The 19,613-nt window shown below is 68.9% G+C and carries 19 protein-coding genes; 12 read left to right on the top strand and 7 right to left on the bottom strand.

Annotation, left to right across the window (positions count from 1 at the left end; all coding sequences use genetic code 11):
• The first annotated feature begins 50 nt into the window (after positions 1–50).
• Positions 51–662: a TetR/AcrR family transcriptional regulator gene (locus tag OO71_RS25890; RefSeq protein WP_033292478.1), complete on the top strand. Its 612-nt coding sequence runs from the start codon at positions 51–53 to the stop codon at positions 660–662.
• On the opposite strand, the gene OO71_RS25885 is transcribed toward OO71_RS25890, so the two are convergent.
• Together OO71_RS25885 and OO71_RS25880 are read right to left on the bottom strand one after the other, a co-directional pair.
• The gene (locus tag OO71_RS25885; RefSeq protein ID WP_033292477.1) at positions 653–2,110 is read right to left on the bottom strand and encodes an aldehyde dehydrogenase; all 1,458 of its coding nucleotides are present in this window, start codon (positions 2,108–2,110) and stop codon (positions 653–655) included. The genes OO71_RS25890 and OO71_RS25885 overlap by 10 nt on opposite strands.
• Before the next feature lie 106 nt (positions 2,111–2,216).
• On the bottom strand, positions 2,217–2,933 hold the full coding sequence (locus OO71_RS25880; protein ID WP_051792132.1) for a GntR family transcriptional regulator: 717 nt from the start codon (positions 2,931–2,933) through the stop codon (positions 2,217–2,219).
• A 122-nt stretch (positions 2,934–3,055) separates the two neighbouring features.
• Here OO71_RS25880 and OO71_RS25875 point away from each other — a divergent pair, with 122 nt between their 5' ends.
• The 4 genes from OO71_RS25875 to folP all read left to right on the top strand — a co-directional run bounded on the left by OO71_RS25875 (position 3,056) and on the right by folP (position 6,547).
• A complete protein-coding gene (locus OO71_RS25875) occupies positions 3,056–3,781 on the top strand; it encodes a hypothetical protein (protein WP_211260603.1) in 726 nt (241 codons plus the stop codon).
• Positions 3,782–3,785: 4 nt separating this feature from the next.
• Positions 3,786–4,721, top strand: a complete 936-nt coding sequence (locus tag OO71_RS25870; protein ID WP_051792175.1) for a PDR/VanB family oxidoreductase — start codon at positions 3,786–3,788, stop codon at positions 4,719–4,721.
• Positions 4,722–4,844: 123 nt separating this feature from the next.
• A complete protein-coding gene (folD, locus tag OO71_RS25865) occupies positions 4,845–5,693 on the top strand; it encodes a bifunctional methylenetetrahydrofolate dehydrogenase/methenyltetrahydrofolate cyclohydrolase FolD (protein ID WP_033292476.1) in 849 nt (282 codons plus the stop codon).
• Positions 5,694–5,710: 17 nt separating this feature from the next.
• Positions 5,711–6,547, top strand: a complete 837-nt coding sequence (gene folP, locus OO71_RS25860) for a dihydropteroate synthase (RefSeq protein ID WP_051792129.1) — start codon at positions 5,711–5,713, stop codon at positions 6,545–6,547.
• Here folP and OO71_RS25855 read toward each other — a convergent pair.
• On the bottom strand, positions 6,536–7,282 hold the full coding sequence (locus tag OO71_RS25855) for a VOC family protein (RefSeq protein ID WP_033292474.1): 747 nt from the start codon (positions 7,280–7,282) through the stop codon (positions 6,536–6,538). The genes folP and OO71_RS25855 overlap by 12 nt on opposite strands.
• Positions 7,279–8,400 carry a PucR family transcriptional regulator gene (locus OO71_RS25850; RefSeq protein WP_156096533.1) on the bottom strand — a complete coding sequence of 374 codons (1,122 nt, stop codon included), beginning with the start codon at positions 8,398–8,400 and terminating at the stop codon, positions 7,279–7,281. The genes OO71_RS25855 and OO71_RS25850 overlap by 4 nt, the downstream gene beginning before the upstream one ends.
• Positions 8,401–8,604: 204 nt before the next feature.
• Here OO71_RS25850 and purU point away from each other — a divergent pair, with 204 nt between their 5' ends.
• From purU to OO71_RS25815, 7 genes are read left to right on the top strand one after another with little or no spacing between them, the layout of a single operon-like run.
• Complete coding sequence (purU, locus tag OO71_RS25845; protein ID WP_051792128.1) at positions 8,605–9,489, top strand: formyltetrahydrofolate deformylase; 885 nt, start codon at positions 8,605–8,607, stop codon at positions 9,487–9,489.
• Positions 9,482–10,537 carry an NAD(P)H-dependent oxidoreductase gene (locus OO71_RS47655; RefSeq protein ID WP_051792125.1) on the top strand — a complete coding sequence of 352 codons (1,056 nt, stop codon included), beginning with the start codon at positions 9,482–9,484 and terminating at the stop codon, positions 10,535–10,537. The genes purU and OO71_RS47655 overlap by 8 nt, the downstream gene beginning before the upstream one ends.
• A gap of 29 nt (positions 10,538–10,566) precedes the next feature.
• A complete protein-coding gene (locus OO71_RS25835) occupies positions 10,567–11,682 on the top strand; it encodes a glycine cleavage T C-terminal barrel domain-containing protein (protein WP_084145282.1) in 1,116 nt (371 codons plus the stop codon).
• Positions 11,683–11,708: 26 nt separating this feature from the next.
• Positions 11,709–12,593 (top strand): methylenetetrahydrofolate reductase, encoded by an 885-nt coding sequence (locus OO71_RS25830; RefSeq protein ID WP_051792122.1) that lies wholly within the window; start codon positions 11,709–11,711, stop codon positions 12,591–12,593.
• Entirely contained in the window at positions 12,590–14,029 is a 1,440-nt protein-coding gene (locus OO71_RS25825; protein WP_033292472.1) for a purine-cytosine permease family protein, read from the top strand. The genes OO71_RS25830 and OO71_RS25825 overlap by 4 nt, the downstream gene beginning before the upstream one ends.
• Before the next feature lie 12 nt (positions 14,030–14,041).
• Complete coding sequence (locus OO71_RS25820; protein WP_033292471.1) at positions 14,042–14,947, top strand: LysR family transcriptional regulator; 906 nt, start codon at positions 14,042–14,044, stop codon at positions 14,945–14,947.
• Positions 14,944–16,104 carry a chorismate-binding protein gene (locus OO71_RS25815; RefSeq protein WP_033292470.1) on the top strand — a complete coding sequence of 387 codons (1,161 nt, stop codon included), beginning with the start codon at positions 14,944–14,946 and terminating at the stop codon, positions 16,102–16,104. The genes OO71_RS25820 and OO71_RS25815 overlap by 4 nt, the downstream gene beginning before the upstream one ends.
• On the opposite strand, the gene OO71_RS25810 is transcribed toward OO71_RS25815, so the two are convergent.
• The 3 genes from OO71_RS25810 to OO71_RS25800 are packed head-to-tail and all read right to left on the bottom strand — an operon-like array spanning position 16,105 to position 19,242.
• Positions 16,105–17,079 (bottom strand): TolB-like translocation protein, encoded by a 975-nt coding sequence (locus tag OO71_RS25810; protein WP_033292469.1) that lies wholly within the window; start codon positions 17,077–17,079, stop codon positions 16,105–16,107.
• Positions 17,076–18,335 (bottom strand): MFS transporter, encoded by a 1,260-nt coding sequence (locus OO71_RS25805; protein ID WP_033292468.1) that lies wholly within the window; start codon positions 18,333–18,335, stop codon positions 17,076–17,078. Before OO71_RS25805 ends, OO71_RS25810 begins: the two co-directional genes overlap by 4 nt.
• Before the next feature lie 58 nt (positions 18,336–18,393).
• The gene (locus OO71_RS25800; protein WP_033292467.1) at positions 18,394–19,242 is read right to left on the bottom strand and encodes an alkaline phosphatase family protein; all 849 of its coding nucleotides are present in this window, start codon (positions 19,240–19,242) and stop codon (positions 18,394–18,396) included.
• Positions 19,243–19,613: the final 371 nt, after the last annotated feature.

Genomic DNA, 19,613 nt, shown 5'->3' with positions numbered 1-19,613 from the left:
ACCGGGGGGTGGGCTCGGTTTTTCGATGCAGATCATCAATAATCCAGAACATGGCACGACCCAAGGACCAGGCGAAGCGCCGCGACGAGCTCGTCGCGGCGGCCGGGCGCGCGATTCTCACCCGCGGACTGGCCGGGCTCCGCATCCGGGACGTCGCGGAGGAGGCCGGGCTGTCGGCGGGCTCCGTCAGCTACTACTACCCGGATCTCGACGATCTGCTGCACGAACTGCACCGGGACGCCGTCGACCGGTTCTACTGGGCGCGCGCGAAGGCGGCCGAGGAGGAGGCGGACCCGGTTCGCCGTCTCGTGCGGCTGGCCGAAGCGGGTCTTCCCGGGGACGGGGAAGACCCGCTCAGCAGGGTGCTGTACGAAATGCACGTCCACGCGGCCCGCAGCCGGACGCACGCCGTCCTGATGACCGCGTTGTGGGACCGCGAGGTCTCGCTGTATTCGGCGGTGCTGGCGCACGGGCGCGACGTCGGCGCGTTCCGGATGCGTTCGCCGGTCACTGCGGTCGCGACCAACGCGGTGGCCCTGGAAGACGCATACGGCCTGCATATCGCCGGGCGCAACACCAGCCTCTCGGCGGCCTCGGTACGGGCGCTGGTGCTCGGGTACCTCAGCGCCGAGACCGGATGTGCACTGGGGGATCAGGCGTAGCTGGTCCAGACGGTCTTGAGGCCGGTGTACTTGGCGAACGAATGCAGGGACAGGTCGCGGCCGAAGCCGGACTGCTTGAACCCGCCGAACGGGGTGACCGTGCTCAGCGCGTCGACGGTGTTGACCGAAACCGTGCCGGCGTGGATTGCGTCGGACACGCGGTGCGCGCGGGCGAGGTCGCGGGTCCAGACCGAGGCGGCGAGGCCGTAGGCGCTGTCGTTCGCGAGGCGGACCGCTTCCGCTTCGCTGTCGAAGGTCAGCGTGGCGAGGACCGGGCCGAAGAGTTCGTCGGTGACCAGGGGGTCGTCCGGGCGCAGGCCGGTGACGACAGTCGGGTCCAGGAACGCGCCGCGGCGGGTTCCGCCGGTCAGGACGGTGCCGGAACTCGCCTGCACGGCCGCCAGTACCCGGGTTGCCGCATCCTCGTCGATCATGGGGCCGAGCCGGGTGGCCGGGTCGAGGGGATCGCCGGGTACCCATTCGGCGACCTTCGCGGCCAGCAGGGCGAGGAAGCTGTCGGCGACCGACCGGTGTACGAGCAAGCGGGTCGTGGCCGAGCAGACCTGTCCGGAGTTCGCGCAGAACCCGAAGGCCGCTCGCTCCGCGGCTGCGTCGAGATCGGCGTCCTTGAACACCACGATCGGGCTCTTGCCGCCGCATTCGAGCCAGACCTGCTTGAGGTTCGACTCACCGGCGTACTGCAGGAACAGTCCGCCCACCGGGGTCGAGCCGGTGAAGGCGAGGACGTCGACGTCCGGATGCCGGCCCAGTGCTTTGCCCGCTGCGCCGAAACCGGGTACCACGTTGAGCACGCCGTCCGGGATCCCGGCTTCGACGGCCAGTTCGGCCAGCCGCAGCGCGGAAAGCGGGGACTGCTCGGCGGGCTTGAGGACCACGCTGTTGCCCGCGGCCAGCGCCGGGGCGAGCTTCCACCCGGCGATGTCCAGCGGGAAGTTCCACGGCACGACCGCACCGACGACCCCCAGCGGAACCCGGCGGATCGTCGCGAAGTTGCCCGGCGGGGCAGGCGCGACCTCGTCGTAGAGCTTGTCGATCGCCTCGGCGTGCCAGGCGAAACAATCCGCGATGGCGGGGATGTCCACGCCGTGCGTGTCGGAGATCGGGCGGCCGACGTCGACGGTGTCGCACAGCGCCAGTTCCTTGCCGTGTGCGGCGACCGACTCCGCGAGCGCGAGCAGCCGCCGTTTCCGCTCGGCAGGCGCCAGCCGCGACCAGCGGCCGTCGTCGAACGCCCGGCGCGCGGCGGCGACCGCCAGGTCCACCTCGTCCGCACCGCATTCCGCCACCTCGGCGACCACCTGCCCGGTGGCGGGGTTGACGTCGGCGAACGTCTTGCCGGACTTGGCTTCCAGCCGTTCGCCGTCCACAAAGGCCGCAGTGCGGGGGCGCAGCTGTGCGGCCTCCCGTACCCAGTCGGCGTGATTCATCGTCGAGGCACCTTTCGTCGCAGGTGCCGTTCACTATCGAAGGTGCGGCGGGGTTTGATAAAGCGGATCTTTCCGCGGCTGTGCATCTGTCCGATAGATGCAGGGGTCAGTCGGGGAAGCCGCGTTCGCGGAGATAGTCCACCAGCATCGCCTGCGAACCGCGGATGTGCTCGCGCATCGAATCCCTTGCCGCGCCGGGCCGTCCGCGGGTGATCTCGCCGAGAATCGCCGCATGCTCGTCGATGTACAGCGAGCGCAGGGTTTCCGGGGACCGGATCGCCAGCCGGACGGTGTCCTTCGGGAAGTACCGGTGCAGTTCCTGGATCATGCTGCCGAGCCGCTGGTTTCCGCCCGCGTCGTGGATGACCCGGTGGAACATGTCGTTGAACCGGCGCAGCCGTTCGGTGGTCTCGGTGTCGTCAGGATCGGCGAGGGTTCCCTCGGCGAGCGGCACGACCTGCCGCAGCGCCTCGTGTGCCTTCTCGAGCGCGGCGAGCATCTCGGGCGCGCGGGAGCGGGCGGCGAGATCGGCGGCGAATCCTTCGAGCTCGGCACGCAGCTGGTAGACGTCGTTGAGCTCGCGCAACGTCGGCATCCGGACCCGGGCCCCGCGATTGGGTACCAGCTCGACGAGGTTGTGCGCCTGAAGCTTCCGCAGCGCCTCGCGGGCCGGGGTGCGGCTGACCCCGAAGCGCCCGCAGATTTCCTCCTGCTGCAGGTGGGTGCCGTCGGGGTAACGCCCTTCGAGAATCTCGTCTTCGAGGATCTGCGCGATCTGGTCGGCCAGGCTGTCCGGGGCCCGCAACGCCTCCGCTCCGCTCACGACGTGGTCGCCCCTTTCGCTTCTGTGGCCGAATCCCGCCGAATCTTAGGACAGTCACCCCCCGGCTCGGCGGACCGGCGGGGTTGACATCGGCCGGTCTGTCAGATTGTATCCACAAATACATGGATACAATCTACCTCGAAGTGGAGGACGCGATGGCCGACGTGCGCAACGTCAGGGGCGGGAACGGGCTGGAGCCGATCAAGGCCGAGCTGGACGAGCTGCTGGAGTCGGTGCAGGTCGCCACCGCCGAGGCGACCGAGGCGTTCTTCGCCTCCTACGACGAGGACCCGGACCCGGCGCGGCTGGCCGCCTGGCTGGTCCCGCGGTGCTGGCGCGAGATCGACTACGTGTACCTGCTCAACGAGGAGATCAGCCGGTACGGCATGCAGTTCGAGCGGCGGCACCTCACGTTGCTGGCCAAGCAGTCGTTCCAGGAGGCCGAGCACTACGACATGGTCGGCAAGGCGATCGAGTCGCTGGGCGGGAAGGTGCCCACGACCGTGCCCGCGGAAGCCGAGCCGTGGAGCCGGTTCCTGTGGGAATGCCTCGACCGGCACCCGCTTTCCGCGGTCGCCGCGTGGAACCTCTCCGAGACCTCGGCGTCGGGCAGCTTCGAACCGACCTTCCGCGGTGCGGAGCGGCACCAGCTGACCGAGGTCACGCGGATCTACCGGCAGATCGAGAAGGACGAGAAGTTCCACGTCGGCCTCGGACTGCAGATGATGGCGACCTACGTCGAGACCGACGAGGACCGCGAGGAAATCCTGTACGCCATGCGCGGGATGCGGGACATCGCCTGGCGGACGTTCACCCCCGAGTCGGTCAAGGCCGGCAGTGACCGGTGAGCCGGTGCCCGCCCCGGACGACTGGCGCACGGTCGTGGTGGCGGCAGTCGAAAGGTGCGCCGACGACGTCGTGGCGTTGACGCTCATCGCTGCGGACCTGCCTCGGTGGGAGCCGGGTGCGCACCTCGACGTCGACCTCGGCCCGGGCTTGCTGCGGCAGTACTCCTTGTGCGGCCTGCAGTCTTCGGGCACTTGGCGGATCGCGGTGCTGCGCGAGCCGGACGGGCAAGGCGGGTCGGCCCGGATCCACGACGAGGTCCGCGCGGGGGACCGGCTGCGGGTTCGCGGCCCGCGCAACCGGTTTCCGCTCGTCGACGCCGAGCGGTACCTGTTCGTCGCCGGGGGCATCGGGATCACGCCGATCCTGCCGATGGTGCGCCGGGCAGCCGAGCTGGGCCGCCCGTGGCACCTCGTCTACGGCGGGCGGACCCGGACGTCGATGGCTTTCGCCGACGAGCTGTCGGCCGTTCCGGGCGGCGAACTCACGATCGTCCCGCAGGACGAGGCCGGGCTGCCCGATCTCGACGGGCTGCTCGCAGTCCCCTCGGACGGCACGGTGGTCTACTCCTGCGGGCCAGGCCCGATGCTGTCCGCCGTGGAGCGCGCGTGTGCCGCGTGGCCAGCGGGTGCACTGCACCGGGAGCGCTTCGCTGCGGAGGTGCCTCCGGTCGCTGGTAGCTTCGAGGTGTTGTTGCAGCGCACTGGAATCCGCCTCACCGTCGGCGAGTACGAGCCGTTGCTGGACGCGATCGAAGCGGCCGGAGTGGAACTGGACAACTCGTGCCGGGCGGGTATCTGCGGCACCTGCGAGGTCCGCGTGCTGTCGGGCGAACCGGACCACCGAGACGACGTCCTGACCGACGAGGAACAACAGCGCGGCGACGTCATCCTGCCGTGTGTGTCGCGCAGCAAGGGACCGTTGCTGGTCCTCGATTTGTGACGCGGGACCGAAGCAGTATCGCGGAAATCGATGGGCTGCGCCGCGGATCGATGTTATGCGGATCCCGGTGGGATTGTCATGCTGTTCCTTGGTAGATGTCGAGCCAAGGGAGGCTTTTCCGGCATGAACGCCCAGATCCTGGACGGGAAGCGGCTGGCTGCCGAGGTCCGTGCGCAGACCCGGGAGAAGGCCGCCGCCTTCACCGGCCGGACCGGAACCGCGCCCGGGCTGGCGACGGTGCTCGTCGGCGACGACCCGGCGAGCCACGTTTACGTCGCCAGCAAGCGCAAGATGGCGGCGGCGGCAGGGATCGCCGATTTCCACCACCATCTGCCGGGTCCGGCGCCGGAACGGGAGATCGCGGCGGTACTCGACGACCTCGCGGCCGACCCGCGCGTGTCGGGCATTCTCCTCCAGCTTCCCTTGCCTGCCGGCAAGGACAGCGCGTCGCTGATCGAGCGCATTCCGGCGGGGAAGGATGTCGACGGCCTGACTACGACGAGCGCCGGGCTGCTCAGCCGCGCCGCCCCCGGCCTGCGGCCCTGCACCCCGTCGGGGGTGATCGCACTCCTCGACGCAGCGGGCATCGACCTGCCGGGAAAGCACGTCGCGGTGGTCGGGCGGTCGCAGCTCGTGGGAGCTCCGCTCGCGCAGATGCTCCTGCACCGCAACGCGACGGTGACGGTCGCGCACTCCCGCACTGCCGACCTCGCCGCAGTCACGCGCGAGGCGGACATCGTGGTCGCCGCGGCCGGACGGGAGGGGCTGATCACGGCGAAGCACGTCCGCGAGGGCGCGGTGGTCGTGGACGTCGGCATCCATCGCACTCCGGACGGGCTCGCCGGGGACGTGCAGTTCGACGAGGTCGCGGCCCGTGCGTCGTGGATCACGCCGGTGCCGGGCGGGGTGGGGCCGATGACCATCGCCATGCTCCTGGCGAACACCCTGCAGGCCGCGGCCGGCCTGGGTTGATGCTGCCCGCACCCACTATGTCCACATGGGACACGTACCCGCGGAGACCGTTGATCATGGGCATCGTCAACGTCACGCCTGATTCGTTCAGCGACGGCGGTGCGCACCTTGCGGAGTCGGCGGCGATTGCGCACGGCAAGGCGCTCGTCGCGGCGGGCGCCGACATCATCGACGTCGGCGGCGAGTCGACCCGGCCGGGTGCCCGGCCGATCTCCGCGGCGGAGGAGCAGGCGCGAGTGCTCGGCGTCGTGAAAAACCTTGCTGCCGCAGGTGTTGTCGTCTCGATCGACACGCTGCACGCGGAAACGGCGAAGGCGGCGGCTGAGCTTGGCGCGTCCTTCGTCAATGACGTTTCGGGAGGTCTCGCCGACCCCGCGATGGCAGCAGCAGTCGCCGACGCCGGGATCGCTTACGTCATCGGGCATTGGCGCGGCACGCCGCAGACGATGCGCAACTACGCGGACTACGCCGACCCGGTCGAGGAGGTCTGCCGGGAACTCGCGGCGCGCGCGGCTGCGGCGGTGCAGGCCGGGGTCCCGCCCGGCCGGATCGTGCTGGACCCGGGCCTCGGGTTCGCCAAACGGGCGCCGCACAACTGGCACCTGCTCAGCCGCTTGGACCGGCTGCAGGAGCTCGGCCATCCGGTGCTGATCGGCGCGTCGCGCAAGCGTTTCCTCGCCGGCCTGGTCCCGGCCGGTGCCGCGCCGAGCGGCCGGGACCTGCCGACCGCGGTCTTGAGCGTGCTTGCCGCGCAGCACCAGGTGTGGGGAGTGCGCGTGCATGATGTGGAAATGACCAGGATCGCGCTCGGTACGTGGGCCGCGTGGCAGTCGGCGGCCGGGTCACCGGGCTGACGGATGCGCCGCGGCGCCGTGGCTTCCGGGGCTGCGGTGCCGGGTCTGGGCGTCCCAGATCCCGAAGAGGCATCCCCAGCTGTCCTGCAGCAGTGCGTAGTCTCCGGTCGGGCTGGCCGTTCTCGGCACGACCACCCAAGCGCCGAGCGCGGTGGCCCGTTCGATCCCCGCGTCGATGTCCGGAAAATGGAAGTACGGCATCCAGTGGTCCTCGGTCGCCGGGTCGAGAAACGACGTCATGTCGAGCACCCCGGCGAGGTGCTGCCCGCCTGCGGACAACATCGTGTAGTCGACGGGCTCGTCGGGCAGGAGATCGACCCGCAACCGGAGCGCGGCCGAGTAGAAGGCCGTCGCCGTTTCGACATCGCGGGTGTAGACATCGGCGAGGACGACGTCGCCGCGCCCGGCCGGCTCGCCCGGTGCGGGCTCGGCACCGACCAGCTCGAAGGTGATTCCCTGCGGGTCCGCCACGAGGTACGACCCGTCCGGCCCGGCAACGACTTTCGCGCCGAGGTCCGCACATACACCGGCCGCACCGGCGAGATCGGTGACACCGAACCCGACGATCCATCGCGCGGTGCCGGGGTGGCGGTGCGGGCTGACCTGCACGCGCACCGCGGCACGTTCCGCCGGGTAGGTGAGAGTTTCGTAGAAGGCTTCCGCGGCACCGGGATCCGGCGTATCGAGCCGCAGCGTGCGCACGCCGACGCACCAGGGCGGCTGCTCGGTGGTCATTCGATCGTCCCCTCGCTCTCGAAACCCACCCTAGCGGCAGGCCGGGTGGCGATCCAGAAGTGCATGCGCCCGTCGAAGGTGTCCGGTGACCATCCGGTCAGCTCGCTGATGATGTTCAGCCGGTGGCGAAGGGTGTTCCGATGGACGAACAGCCGGTCGGCGGCCTGGGAAATCGAGCAGTCGCAGTCGAGGTAGACGACCAGTGAACGGAGCAGTTCGCTGCCGGTGCGCGTGTCGTGGGCGGTCAGCGGTTCCAGCGCGCGCTCCACGAACTCCCGCATCGGCAGCGTGTCGGCCGAGCCGAGCAGCAGGTACCCCAGGTTGAGCGGCCGGGCGTGGTGCACTCCGTCCGGTGCCGCCGCATCCCGTGCCTGGTGATAGCTCATCGAGAGGGACACCGGGTCGGATGCGGCCGGGCCGATCCCGACCGAGGCCGCGCTGTCCAGCATTCGCAGGTGCTGCAGCAGCATGCGGGCGACCGTGACGAGTGAGTCCGAGCCCGGTACCACCAGCACGAGATCGTTCCCGACGGTGGCCCGGACGTAGGGATCGCCACGCCCGGCAAGCAGCGAGTGCAGGTTCCACGGCCGGGTCCGCAGCTGCGCGCCGGACCGGGCCGTCCGGCCGACGAGCACCGAATGTCCTGCCGGTGCCCCGGATTCGATCCCGAGCGAGGCCAGCCGCTCCCTGGCCTCGCGGCCCCGGCTGCGTCCGGTGAAGACGTCCTCGAGGATCTGACCGGCCATCTCGCGCCGGCCGGTGAGGAGGGCCTGCAGCCGGGCGAGCTCGAGAGAAGCCAGTTCGGCGGCGACCCGGAACACGGCCTCCTGCCCGGCGCAGGGGCGGACCACCAGCAGCGCGACCACGTCGCCGTCCAGCGCCACCGGCTCCACCGCCAGCGCCGGGTCACCGACGTGGCGGACTCCGGGCCGCCAGGACCGCAGTTCCGGCAACGGCCACTGGGCGCGCGTGGGTGCCGACGCGAGCAGGCTTCCCCGCAGGTCCACGAATGCGGCGGGGGCCGACGTGACCCGCCGCAGGATGGTGACCACGCCCGCGAGCCCGGTCCCGTCGGTGAGCGCCCGGCTCATCGCGAGCATGTCGTCCGCTTGGGTCACGGACTGCATCTTCATCCGCCCGCGGCGATTCGTCCACTCCGGAGCGGTCCGTACCGGCTGGTCGTTCATCCGCCCGGTGCGACGGCCCGATCGTTGGTCGCGTGCACAATGCGGCCCCGGCAGGCGGTCCCGGATAGTTGTCCCGCATTACGGCGTGGCTTCCACCGCCCGCCCACCTTCGACCCTCCGGTGGCGAAACACATCATGAACAATCACTTCGCGGGCCCTGCGCAGACGGGGGCCGGGACACTGCGGATCCGGGCGTCGTGCGCCGACCGGCCCGGTCTGGTGTCCGCGCTTTCGACCGCGCTGAGCGAGCTCGGCTGCAACATCCGCGAGTCCAGCCAGTTCAGCACCGAACCCGAGGGCGGCGCGTTCTTCCTCCGCCTCGTGGTCGACGTCCGGCCGGGAAAAGCCGACGCGGTCCATGCCCGGCTGGCTCAGCTCGCCGAGACGCTCGACCTGGAATACCAGGTCTGGCCCGCCGCTCGGCGCAAGAGAATGGCGGTGCTCTGCTCGACCAGTGACCACTGCGTCCTCGATCTGCTCTGGCGCGCCCGCAACGACGATCTGGCCGTCGACATTCCCCTCGTCATCTCGAACCACGACAAGCTGCGTTCGGCCGCGGAGCATTTCGGGGTGCCGTACCACTATGTTCCCGCCGACCCGGAGAACAGGAAACGGCCCGAGGCGCAGATCCTGGATCTGCTCCGGGAATCGGCGGTGGATTTCGTCGTGCTGGCGCGCTACATGCAAATCCTCACGGACGATTTTCTCGACCGGGCCCGCGTGCCGGTCATCAACATCCACCATTCACTGCTTCCCGCCTTCGTGGGAGCACAGCCGTATCGGCGGGCTTACGAACGCGGGGTGAAGATCATCGGCGCCACCGCGCACTACGCGACGCCGGAACTCGACGCGGGCCCCATCATCGCACAGGACGTCGAGCACGTCGGCCACACCGACGACGCGGCCACGATGGCCAAGCGGGGCAAGAACATCGAACGGACCGTGCTGGCCAGAGCGGTCGAACTGCACGTGGAGGACCGCGTCCACGTGCATCGCAACCGGACCATCATCCATGTCTGAACCGGATGCGGAGACCACCGCCGAGCACGTCCTCGTCGTGTTCTGCCACCCGCGCGACGATTCCTTCGGTGCGCAGCTGCTCGCCGAGTACACGGCCGGGCTCGCCGAAACGGGGCGGACCTACGAGGTCGCGGACCTTTACCGGGAGAAGTTCGACCCGGTGTTCCACGCCGGGGACTACGTCCAGTTCGAGGGTGGTGCGCTGTCCCGCCGCATTCTCGACGAGCAGGCGCGGATCGAACGGGCCGATGCCATCGTGATCATGAGCCCGCTGTGGTGGCTCGGATTTCCCGCAATGCTCAAAGGCTGGTTCGACCGGGTCTGGAGCAACGGGTGGGCCTACGAGTTCGCCAACGACCCCGAAGGCAGCTTGCTGCCACCGCGGCCCTACCTGATCCTTCTGACCACCGGTGGTTCCGCCGGGAGCTTCGCCCGGCGCGGCTACGCCGACGGGCTCGACTCGCTCCTGCGGACCGGGGTGCTCGGATGGTGCGGGGTGAGCGAGTCGAGCGTCGTCTTGCTGCACGACACCGGTTTCCACCCGGCCACGACTCGGGAGCACCTCGAGTTCGCGCGGGCATTGGGCTCCGGACCGATCTCCGACGGCTCCCTGACCGGTGACCCCGCGCGCATCACCGTGCTCAATTCACCCCTGCGCGCCCGGAACACGGAGGAACCGGCCATGGACGCACCGGCAGCCATCCGCCGCCTTTGCGATGCCTGGATCAAGCAGGACAACGCGGCGATCGCCCGTCTCTTCGCCGACGAGGGGGTCTTCACCGATCCGCTGCACGAACGGCCGCTGATCGGACCGGACGACATTCTCGCCACCAACCAGGCTGCCGTGGACGAGCTGGCCGACGTGCGGATCGAGCTCTATTCCGTTCTCGGTACGGGTGCCCGCGCCTGCGCCGAGGGCCGGATGACGGCCACGGTCGTCGCCGACGGCAGCGTCCTGGACTTCGAGTTCACCATGATCGCCGAGACCGCCGACGGGCGGATCACCCGGCTCACCGAGTACTTCGACACCGCGCCACTACGGCACTGAAAGCCCGACCGACACCAGGGAGACCCATCGTGTCCAAGCCCCTTCGCCAGAACCTGATGTACACCACGCGCCGCTCCCCGTATTTCGACCGGACGCTGCGCGAAGGCGCCCTCGAATGGGGCGTCTACAACCACACGTACATGCCGTTCGTCTACGACAACGACCCGCGTGCCGAGTACGACGCGATCGTGCACGGAGTGACGCTGTGGGATGTCGGCGCGGAACGGCAGGCCGAATTCCGCGGGCCCGACGCCCTGAAATTCGCGGACTACCTCGCCCCGCGGGACCTGTCCGGGCTGCCGGTGGGCGGATGCAAGTACACCCCGCTCTGCGATCAGCACGGCCGGATCATGTCCGAGATCATCATCCTCCGGCCCTACGAGGACGTGATCTGGTTCTCCCATTCCGATGTGGACGTCAGCCTGTGGGCCTACGGGCTCGCCCTCGCCGGTGGTTACGACGTGCAGGTCGCCGAGGCGGATGTCGCGCCGTTCCAGGTACAGGGTCCGAAGGCGCGTGCGGTGCTCGCCCCGCTCGTCGCGGCCGACCTGGATGCTCTTCGCCGTTTTCGCTGTGTGGTGACCGAACTGGCCGGTGTCGACGTCGTCATTTCCAACACCGGCTGGAGCAAGGAGTCGGGCTACGAGGTGTACCCGCTCGGCTCCGCCCGCGCCGCGGAAGCCTGGGACGCCGTTCGCGAGGCGGGCCGGGCACACGACATCCTGGTGACCGGCCCGAACCTCAACCGCGCGGTCGAGCAGGGAATCCTCGACACCCAGTACGCCACCAACTCCGGGATGGACCTCTTCGAAGCCGGTCTCGGCGGCCTCGTCGACCTGGACAAGAACGACTTCATCGGCCGCGACGCACTGCGGAAGGTGCGGGAAAGCGGTCCGAAGCGCAAGACGGTCGGGCTGGTCTCCGACACCGCCGAGTGGCCGCTGTTCGAATGGTTCTGGCCGGTCGAGGATTCCGCGACCGGGAAGGAGGTCGGGGTCGTCCGGTGGGCGGTGTGGTCCTACGCCCTCGACCGCAACATCGCCGTCGCCCTGGTCGATTCGGCCGTGGCCGACGACGCCGAGCTCACGGTCAGGAGCCCGGCCGGCGAGCACAAGGCGAGCATCCACGCCATCCCCTTCGTCTGACCGGTCCGAGCGGAAGGAGGAGCATCATGAGCATCGATCCCGATCGGGTACGACCGGCCGCTGCTTCGGTCCGGCACCTGCGCGAACGGTCCCGGATGGAACTGATCCCGCTGCCATCGCTTCGTCGCCGTTTCCCCGAGATCCCCGCCGGAAGCCGGTTGTCGGTGACGTGCTCGCCCGCCCACGGCATCGACGCGACCATCGACGTCACCGCCGCGCTGCGCAAGCTCGGGCACGACGCGATCCCGCACCTCGCGGCGCGGCAGATCGGCAGCCGCGCGCAGCTGGCGGACATCGTGCGCCGCTGTGACGCCATGGGCATCGAGGAGGTCTTCTGCATCGGCGGCGACGCCAAGGAAGCCGGTCCTTATGCGGCGGCGCTCGACCTCGCGACCGGTTATGCAGAGGTGAGCGACGTCGTCCGGTGTTTCGGTTTCGCCGGATATCCGGAGGGCCATTCGGCGATTTCCGGGGAGCAGGTCGCAGCCGCGCTCCACGCGAAGCAGGACTTCGTGGAATCCCGTGGGCTGCACGGATATGTCTCGACGCAGATGTGCTTCTCCGGGGCGGCGATCGTGGAGTGGGCGCTGCGCGAGCGCGACCGGGGGCTCACCCTCCCGCTGCGCCTCGGCGTACCAGGGCACGTCGATCGATTGAAGCTGATGGCGATTTCGAGCAGGCTGGGCGTCGGCAGCTCGCTGCGGTTCCTCAAGAGCAACCGGTCCTCGGTGAAGAAACTGCTGAAGTCGGCCACGTTCGAACCGGCCGGGATCGTGGACGAGGTGCTCGGCGCCGACCGCCGGGCCGGCATCGAGGGCCTGCATGTCTTCTCTTTCAACAATGTCGCGCCGACCGTGGAGTGGTTTCACCGCTATCTCGACGGAGACACCGACCAGGGAGCAGCACAGTGAAGACGGAATCGGGCCCGGCCATCGAAACGCGGACCGTCGAGCACATTCCGCTCGGCGAACGGCACGGCAAGGCACGCCAGATGTTCACGATCTGGTTCGGCACCGGGCTGACGCTTGCGGCAGCCGCCACCGGGTTCGTGTCCACCTCGTTGTACGGGCTGCCGTGGTGGGTCGCGGTGCTGGCCTTGTTCGCCGGTTGCCTCGTGGGCGGCATCGTGATGGCGTTGCACGCGGCACAGGGGCCGCAGACCGGCGTTCCCCAGATGCTGCAGACCCGGGCCCAGTTCGGGTCCTATGGCAGCCTGCTGGTGATCGTGCTCGTCGTCTTCATGTATGTCGGGTTCTTCGCTTCGAACCTGGTCCTCGGCGGGCAGTCGATCGCGGCGCTGACGTCGATCGGCACCACCCCGGCGATTCTCTTCATCGGCGCGGTCTCCACACTGGCGGCCATCGTCGGGTACACCCTGATCCACCGGCTCGCCGGGCTGATGAGCGTGGTCGCCGGACTGGCGCTCGTGCTCGCCTTCGTCTGGGCGCTCGGCGTGAACGGCGTGTCCGGTACGACGTGGACCGGGGGCACCGTCACCGTCGTCGGCGTCATGGGTGCCCTCTCGCTGGGCAGCCTGTGGATGATCGCCTGTGCCCCGTTCGTCTCCGACTACACGCGCTACCTGCCCAAAGACACCGGAGTCCGCTCGGCCTTCTGGGCGACCTACTGGGGCGCGGTTCTGGGCGCGATCCTGCCGATGGCACTCGGCGCCTTGATCGGGTCGGCGCTCACCGCAACCGATACGGTCACCGGCCTGGCCACGCTCACGCGAGGGGTCAGCGGCATCGTCATCGTCGTCCTGAGCGTCGCACTGGTTTCGCAGTCGGCGATGTATGTGTACTGCGGGTCGCTTTCCATCATCACCATCGGTCAGACGCTCTTCGAGAAGTGGACGCCGCGCGCGTCGGCCAGAACGGTCGCCGCAGTGGTGGTCTTCGCGGCAGCCGCGGTGATGGCGATCGCCGGCCAGGGAGATTTCCTCACCTTCTACACCAATTTCCTGCTCATCCTCCTCTGCGTGCTGACCCCGTGGACCGCGATCAACTTGATCGACTACTACGTGATCAGGCACGGCGAATACGACATCGCCGCGATGTTCCAGCGGGACGGTGGCCGGTACGGCCGGTTCAACCGCCCGGCGATCGTCTCCTACGTCGCCGGGATCGGCGTGCAGATCCCGTTCCTCAGCACCACCCTGTACACCGGCCCGGCCGCCGCGGCTCTCGGCGGGATCGACCTCTCGTGGATTGTCGGTCTCGTGATCACCTCGCCGCTATACCTGGTGCTCATGCGCAGGTACGGACGCGTCGCCGAGACGTCGGTCGCGGGCAGCGCGGTTCTCGCGGAAACCGCCGAGGCACCGCGTTCCGGCGGGCGCCGGCGGTGAGGGTGGCTCGGAATGGCCGATTTCACCTTGGCGCAGCTTCGCTATTTCGTCGTCGCGGCGTCCAGCGGCAGTATGACCGCTGCTGCCGCCGAACTGAGGATCGCCCAGTCCGCGGTGTCGTCAGCGGTGGCCACGCTCGAACGTGCGCTCGGCGTCCAGCTCTTCATTCGCCGGCACGCTCGCGGGTTGTGCCTCACCGATGCCGGGGAGCGGCTGTGCGTGGCGGCGCAGGATTTGCTCGCGCACGCCACCGAACTCGGTGAGGTGGCCCGCGGAATCGCGGATGCGGTCAGCGGCGACATCAGGTTCGGTTGCTTCGTCACGCTCGCGCCGTTCCTGATGCCGCAGATCCTGCGCAGCTGCGCCGATCGTTACCCGCAGCTGCACATCCAGGCCCGTGAGCTCGACACCGACGAGCTTCTGGCGGAGCTGAAGGAAGGCAAGATCGAGGTGGCCCTGATGTACGACCTCGGGCTCGGCGAGGACCTGAAGCGCCGGCGGATCGCTGCCGCGCCGCCGTATGTCATCGTGCCGGCCGGCCATCCGCTGTCGACGTCGCCGGGCATCCACCTGGCCGAGCTCGAGGACGAGCCGATGATCATCCTGGACATTCCCCGCAGCGCGGAATACTTCGAAGGGCTGCTGCATTCCGCTGGCGTCGAGCCGAAGGTGTGCTTCCGCAGCTCCAGCTACGAGACGGTGCGGGGCATGGTCGCCGAGGGGCTCGGCTATGCCGTGCTCAACCAGCGGCCTTCGGTGGACACCACCTATGGCGGACGATCGGTCGTCGCCGTCCCGTTGCTGGACGAGCTGTCCTCGCTGCCGATCGTCCTGACGCGGTTGACCAAGGTCCGCCCGACCGGCCGGGCGCAGGCGCTGGCCGACGCGTGCGCCGCCGCCCTGGCCGATCGCGGATGAGGGGAGCCGGGCGCTGGGGCGGTGCCCGATTCGACGACCTTCAGGCCAGAACGTCCCTGTGTTTCCCGGTCCCGGCGCGGATCCTTCGCGCGGATCGTGCCGCCGACGTCCTTCCGGTCCTGGCCGCGGTCGAGGAAGCCACCGCGCGAGGATCGTGGGCCTACGGCTATGTCGCCTACGAGGCCGCCGCCGGGCTGGACCGAAGCCTCGCTACGCATCACGCCGCTGGCTTGCCCTTGGCCTGGTTTGCCCTTACCGGGGCTCCGTCGACCGGCGCGCCGCTCGAAACCGCGGTGTGCGGGACGTACCGCAGCCGGTGGCGACCCGGATGGGACCGGAGCGGCTACCGGTCCCGGGTGCAGGCGGTGCGGGCCCGCATCGCGGCGGGGGACACGTACCAGACGAACCTGACGGTGCGCATGCGCGGCCGGGTCGAGGGGGACTTGTTCGCGTTCTACCGTGATCTCGCCCTGGCTCAGCACGGCGCCGGTAACGCGTACCTGGAGCTGGGCCGGTACGTCATCGCCAGTGCCAGCCCCGAACTGTTCTTCGAACGCCGGGCGGACCGGGTGCTGCTCCGGCCGATGAAGGGCACCAGCAGGCGGGGCGCTGACGCCGCCGAGGACCGGGTTCGTGCACACGCGTTGCGTTCCGATGCCAAGGAACGTGCCGAGAACATCATGATCGTCGATCTGATCCGCAACGACATTGCCCGCCTCGCGATCGCCGGGACCGTCCGGGTGCCGTCGCTGCTGACGGTCGAGCGCTTCGGCACCGTTCTCCAGCTCACTTCTGACGTCACCGCGACGCTGCGCCCTGGCACCGGGCTGACCGCACTGTTCACCGCGTTGTTTCCGTGCGGCTCGGTCACCGGTGCACCGAAGGTCTCCACGATGGCACTGATCACCGAGCTCGAGGACACCCCACGCGGTGTTTACTGCGGCGCGATCGGCTGGGTCGCACCACCGTCGCAGCCGGTCTCGATGCGGTTTGCCGTCGCGATCCGCACGGCTGTGATCGACACTCACGACGGCTCGGCTGTCTACGGCACCGGCAGCGCCATTACCTGGAGCTCCGACCCCGATGCCGAGCACGACGAAATCCTGGCCAAGACTGCCATTCTGCGTGCCGGGCAGCGCGTGCGCGGGAGCCGGTAGTCAGTCCACTGCGGCGGGGGATTCGGCGTGGGGGATCAGCAGGTGCGGGGCACCGGTACCGTCAGCCGGGACTGTCCATACGTCGGCGTCACTGGTGTTTCTCGGGACGGCGTAGCCGATGGCGTTGGCGGTCAGCCAGGCGGGCTGGTCGTCGACGCTGCGGGTTTCGGCGAGTTCCGTTCGCCTGCCGGAGGCCAGGTCCAAGACGGACAGGCGCCAGCCTTTCGCCGGATCGCCGTCGATGGCCGATTTGAAGGCGATTCGCGTGCCGTCCGGGGAAAGGGACGGGCATTCCACGTTTTGCGCGATGGTGTGCACGCTTTTCGCGGCGATGTCGCCTTTCACCAGATAACGATGGCCTGCCGTGGACATCGTGGAGTAGAATGTGTTTTCGTCGGCGGCGAAGGTGATTCCCCAGAAATTGAGGTCGGCGGCGGTGTAGGGATGGCCGTCCAGGGTCACCGAAAGGAATTCCAGCGAATCGACGGTGTCCTCGCGTTTCAGATCGATCAGTCCGGCGCGGGTGGAGAACCGGCCGTTGTTGTACGAGTCACCGGCGACGAAAACGGTCCAGGCCACTCGGCGGCCGTCGGCGGAAATGCGGGTTCGGTTGGGTACCCCGACCAGCGGAATGGTGCGCTCGACGGCCAGCTTGCGGTCCAGGATGGCGGCCTGGAAGGTCGCCAAGGCGCCGTCTTGGCGCAGGCACACACCGGTGCCACCGGCGGCGTAGGCGCGGAGGCAGGTCAGGGCGGACAGGGCGCGGGGACCGCCGGGATTGTTCTTGGGTACCAACGCCAACCGGCCCTTGCTGTCAGGGGCGGTGCTCACGAAGAGGATTCCGGTGTCGAGGTTCAGGCCGTCGGCGGCGGCGACCGCGGGGGCGTCGCGGGTCGAGGCGAGGATGCCGTACCCGGCGGCCACGGCGGTCAGCAGCATGGCCCCGAGCAGGGTGAAGAGCGTCCGGCGGGTCATGCGGTTTCCTTGCTGGTGGCCGGAATACTGCGTAACAACAGGGCCATTCCGACCACCGCCACCGCGACCAGCACGGCGACGAACCGGCTCGCGCTCTCCGGCCCCCAGACTGTCCAGGCCAGTCCGAAGAGGACTGAGGAGACCAGGTAGGACAACGCCTGTCCGGTTTGGATCAAGGCGATTCCGGTGGTACGCAAGGCTTTGGGCAGTACCGGTCCGGCCAGCGCCATCAGGACGCCGTCGGTGGCGGCGTAGAACAGGCCGTACAGCGCGAGCACCACGACGAGCAGCAGCCAGCCGTCCAGCGGGCCGAAAAGCAGCAGGTACACCACCACGAGAGCGCCGTACCCGCCGAGTACCACCTTCAGCCGGCCGATCTTGTCCGCCAGCATACCCAGCGGCACGGCCAGCACCAGGTACGACAGGTTCGTCCCGACGGCGAGCAACGGAAACCAGCCGACGCTAAGCTCTTCGCGGCGCTGCAGCAGCAGGTACACGAAACCGTCGCCGATCGTCACGAGTCCGGCCAGGCAGGCGGCCAGCACGAGCCGCCGTACCGGGGCCATCCGGATCAGGCCGCCCAGCGCTCTCGGGGACACCGTGCCTTTCGGTGGTTGTTCGCCGCGCCGGTCGCGGACGAAGAGGACGAGCAGGAGCACGGCGAACGCGGCAACACAGAAGCTGGCGACGAAGACCGCGTCGTACGCCTGCGCGGTGACGGCCAGGATCCCGAGCGCGACCAGCGGTCCGGCGAAAGCCCCGATCGTGTCCATCATCCGGTGCACGCCGAACGCGCGACCGTACAGGTGTGGTGGCGTGGAAAGGGTGATGAGCGCGTCGCGAGGTGCCGTGCGAAGTCCCTTGCCGGTGCGGTCGACGGCGATCACCGCGCCGATCGCGCCGACGGCGTTGCCCGCGGCCAGCAGGCCGAGCTTCGCCACGGCCGATAATCCATAGCCCAGCCCGGCAATGAGCTTGCGGCGGCGCACCCGGTCCGCGACGTACCCACCGGCGAGCCGCAGCAGCGCCGTCGCTCCGGTGTAGGTGGCGTCGACCACGCCGTACAGCGCCGGGCTGAGATGCAACCCGAGCACGAGGTACACCGGCAGCACGGCGGTCACCATCTCCGAGGAAATGTCGGTGACCAGGCTGACCGCGCCGAGGGCGAACACGTTGCCGCTCACCAGGAACAGGGCGCGGTTACGGGGCGGTTCCGGCGCGTCGCGGTGTGGGTTGTCTACTGTGGACAGATACACGTGGGCACCTCCGGGGGGGTGGGACCCCTGGCCGCGGCCAGGGGTCCCGGTGAGCGGGTCAGTTCCAGACGGTGCTGATCTCGGTGGCCGGGTTGAGGTGGGACAACCCGGTGGCGCTTTCGATCGTGCTCAGCACGTTGTAGTGGTTGATCTGGCTCGAGAACGAGCCGACCTGGGTGTGCGCGCCCACGAACGCGGTGTAGATGTGGTTCGACGACCCGCCGTTGTCCTCGTCGAAGGTGACGATGAGCAGGCTGTTGTGGGTCTTGGCCCACTGCGCGTAGGCGTCCATGTTGTTCTTCAGCCAGGTGTCCCCGGTGCCGACCGAACAGTCGTGCATGTCGTTGCACAGGTTCGGGGCGACGTACGAGACGGTCGGCAGGCTTGCGTAGTTGGCGGAGGAGGGGAATTCGGAGTACATCACGTTGCTGCTCGCGGCCACGTTGGGGAAGTCAGGGGCGGCGTTGTGCTTGCGGGCGTATTTCCCGCTGGTGCAACCGGTGTAGCCGTCCGAGGGCATGCTTTCCGAGTAGCTCTTGAAGGTTTTGCCCGCGGTCTTCAGCTGGTTGCCGAGGTTGTTGCCGTTGAAGGTCAGCGGGCAGGCGTCGTTGGTCACGCCCTGGGTCGAGCCGGAGAAGATCGCGAGGTAGTTCGGTTCGCTCGGGTGCGTGATGGCGTAGGACTGGGTGAACTTCGCGCCCTGCCCGGCGAGGCTGGTGAAGTACGGCGCGCTCGAGCTGCTGATCTGGGAGTAGGAGTGGTTCTCGAACATCACGAGCACGATGTGGTCGAACGCCGGCACGCTCGTCGCCGCCTGCGCGGTGGACGAGGTGACGGCGAAGGCCGCTGCGGAGCCGATGAGTGCCGCAGCCGCCGCAAGGGCGGCCGCGATGCGTTTCCGTGCCACGAATCCTCCTGAGGGTGGATGACCGGCCCTGGACGCCAGGGCCGGTCAATGGTGAGAACCGACCCGGTCGCCGACCCGAATTGCCCGAGGCCGCAAGATGTGCGCGACGTGAACACCTCGAACGCGAAATCCATTCTTTGGGAATCTGCGGGGTTTTTCCGTCGCACAAGAATCATCCGGGCGAATTTCCCGGTCACGCTCCGGAATGGGGTGCCGGATATCGAGGTAATGGGTGAAATGCCCGGTACGCCGGTCTGGACCTGGTGGCGGAAATGTTCAGTGTGGCCGGAGTTCGTGGCGCGGGGGCTTGGTCGAGGTGTGAATGTGGACCCGGTTCCGGTCAAGCAGGCGGACCCGGAGGCTGCCGAGTA

Source organism: Amycolatopsis jejuensis (assembly GCF_000717335.1).
Taxonomy (GTDB): domain Bacteria; phylum Actinomycetota; class Actinomycetes; order Mycobacteriales; family Pseudonocardiaceae; genus Amycolatopsis; species Amycolatopsis jejuensis.
The sequence above is the reverse complement of the archived record's forward strand: the minus strand, read 5'-3'. Positions and strand labels throughout refer to the sequence as shown.

What these genes read in the sequence shown, in the direction of transcription:
- OO71_RS25885 (WP_033292477.1), bottom strand. Translation starts at nt 2,110, where the DNA reads ATGAATCACGCCGACTGGGTACGGGAGGCCGCACAGCTGCGCCCCCGC.
- OO71_RS25855 (WP_033292474.1), bottom strand. Translation starts at nt 7,282, where the DNA reads ATGACCACCGAGCAGCCGCCCTGGTGCGTCGGCGTGCGCACGCTGCGG.
- OO71_RS25820 (WP_033292471.1), top strand. Translation starts at nt 14,042, where the DNA reads ATGGCCGATTTCACCTTGGCGCAGCTTCGCTATTTCGTCGTCGCGGCG.
- purU (WP_051792128.1), top strand. Translation starts at nt 8,605, where the DNA reads ATGAACAATCACTTCGCGGGCCCTGCGCAGACGGGGGCCGGGACACTG.
- OO71_RS25875 (WP_211260603.1), top strand. Translation starts at nt 3,056, where the DNA reads ATGGATACAATCTACCTCGAAGTGGAGGACGCGATGGCCGACGTGCGC.
- folP (WP_051792129.1), top strand. Translation starts at nt 5,711, where the DNA reads ATGTCCACATGGGACACGTACCCGCGGAGACCGTTGATCATGGGCATC.
- OO71_RS25815 (WP_033292470.1), top strand. Translation starts at nt 14,944, where the DNA reads ATGAGGGGAGCCGGGCGCTGGGGCGGTGCCCGATTCGACGACCTTCAG.
- OO71_RS25890 (WP_033292478.1), top strand. Translation starts at nt 51, where the DNA reads ATGGCACGACCCAAGGACCAGGCGAAGCGCCGCGACGAGCTCGTCGCG.
- OO71_RS25830 (WP_051792122.1), top strand. Translation starts at nt 11,709, where the DNA reads ATGAGCATCGATCCCGATCGGGTACGACCGGCCGCTGCTTCGGTCCGG.
- OO71_RS47655 (WP_051792125.1), top strand. Translation starts at nt 9,482, where the DNA reads ATGTCTGAACCGGATGCGGAGACCACCGCCGAGCACGTCCTCGTCGTG.
- folD (WP_033292476.1), top strand. Translation starts at nt 4,845, where the DNA reads ATGAACGCCCAGATCCTGGACGGGAAGCGGCTGGCTGCCGAGGTCCGT.
- OO71_RS25810 (WP_033292469.1), bottom strand. Translation starts at nt 17,079, where the DNA reads ATGACCCGCCGGACGCTCTTCACCCTGCTCGGGGCCATGCTGCTGACC.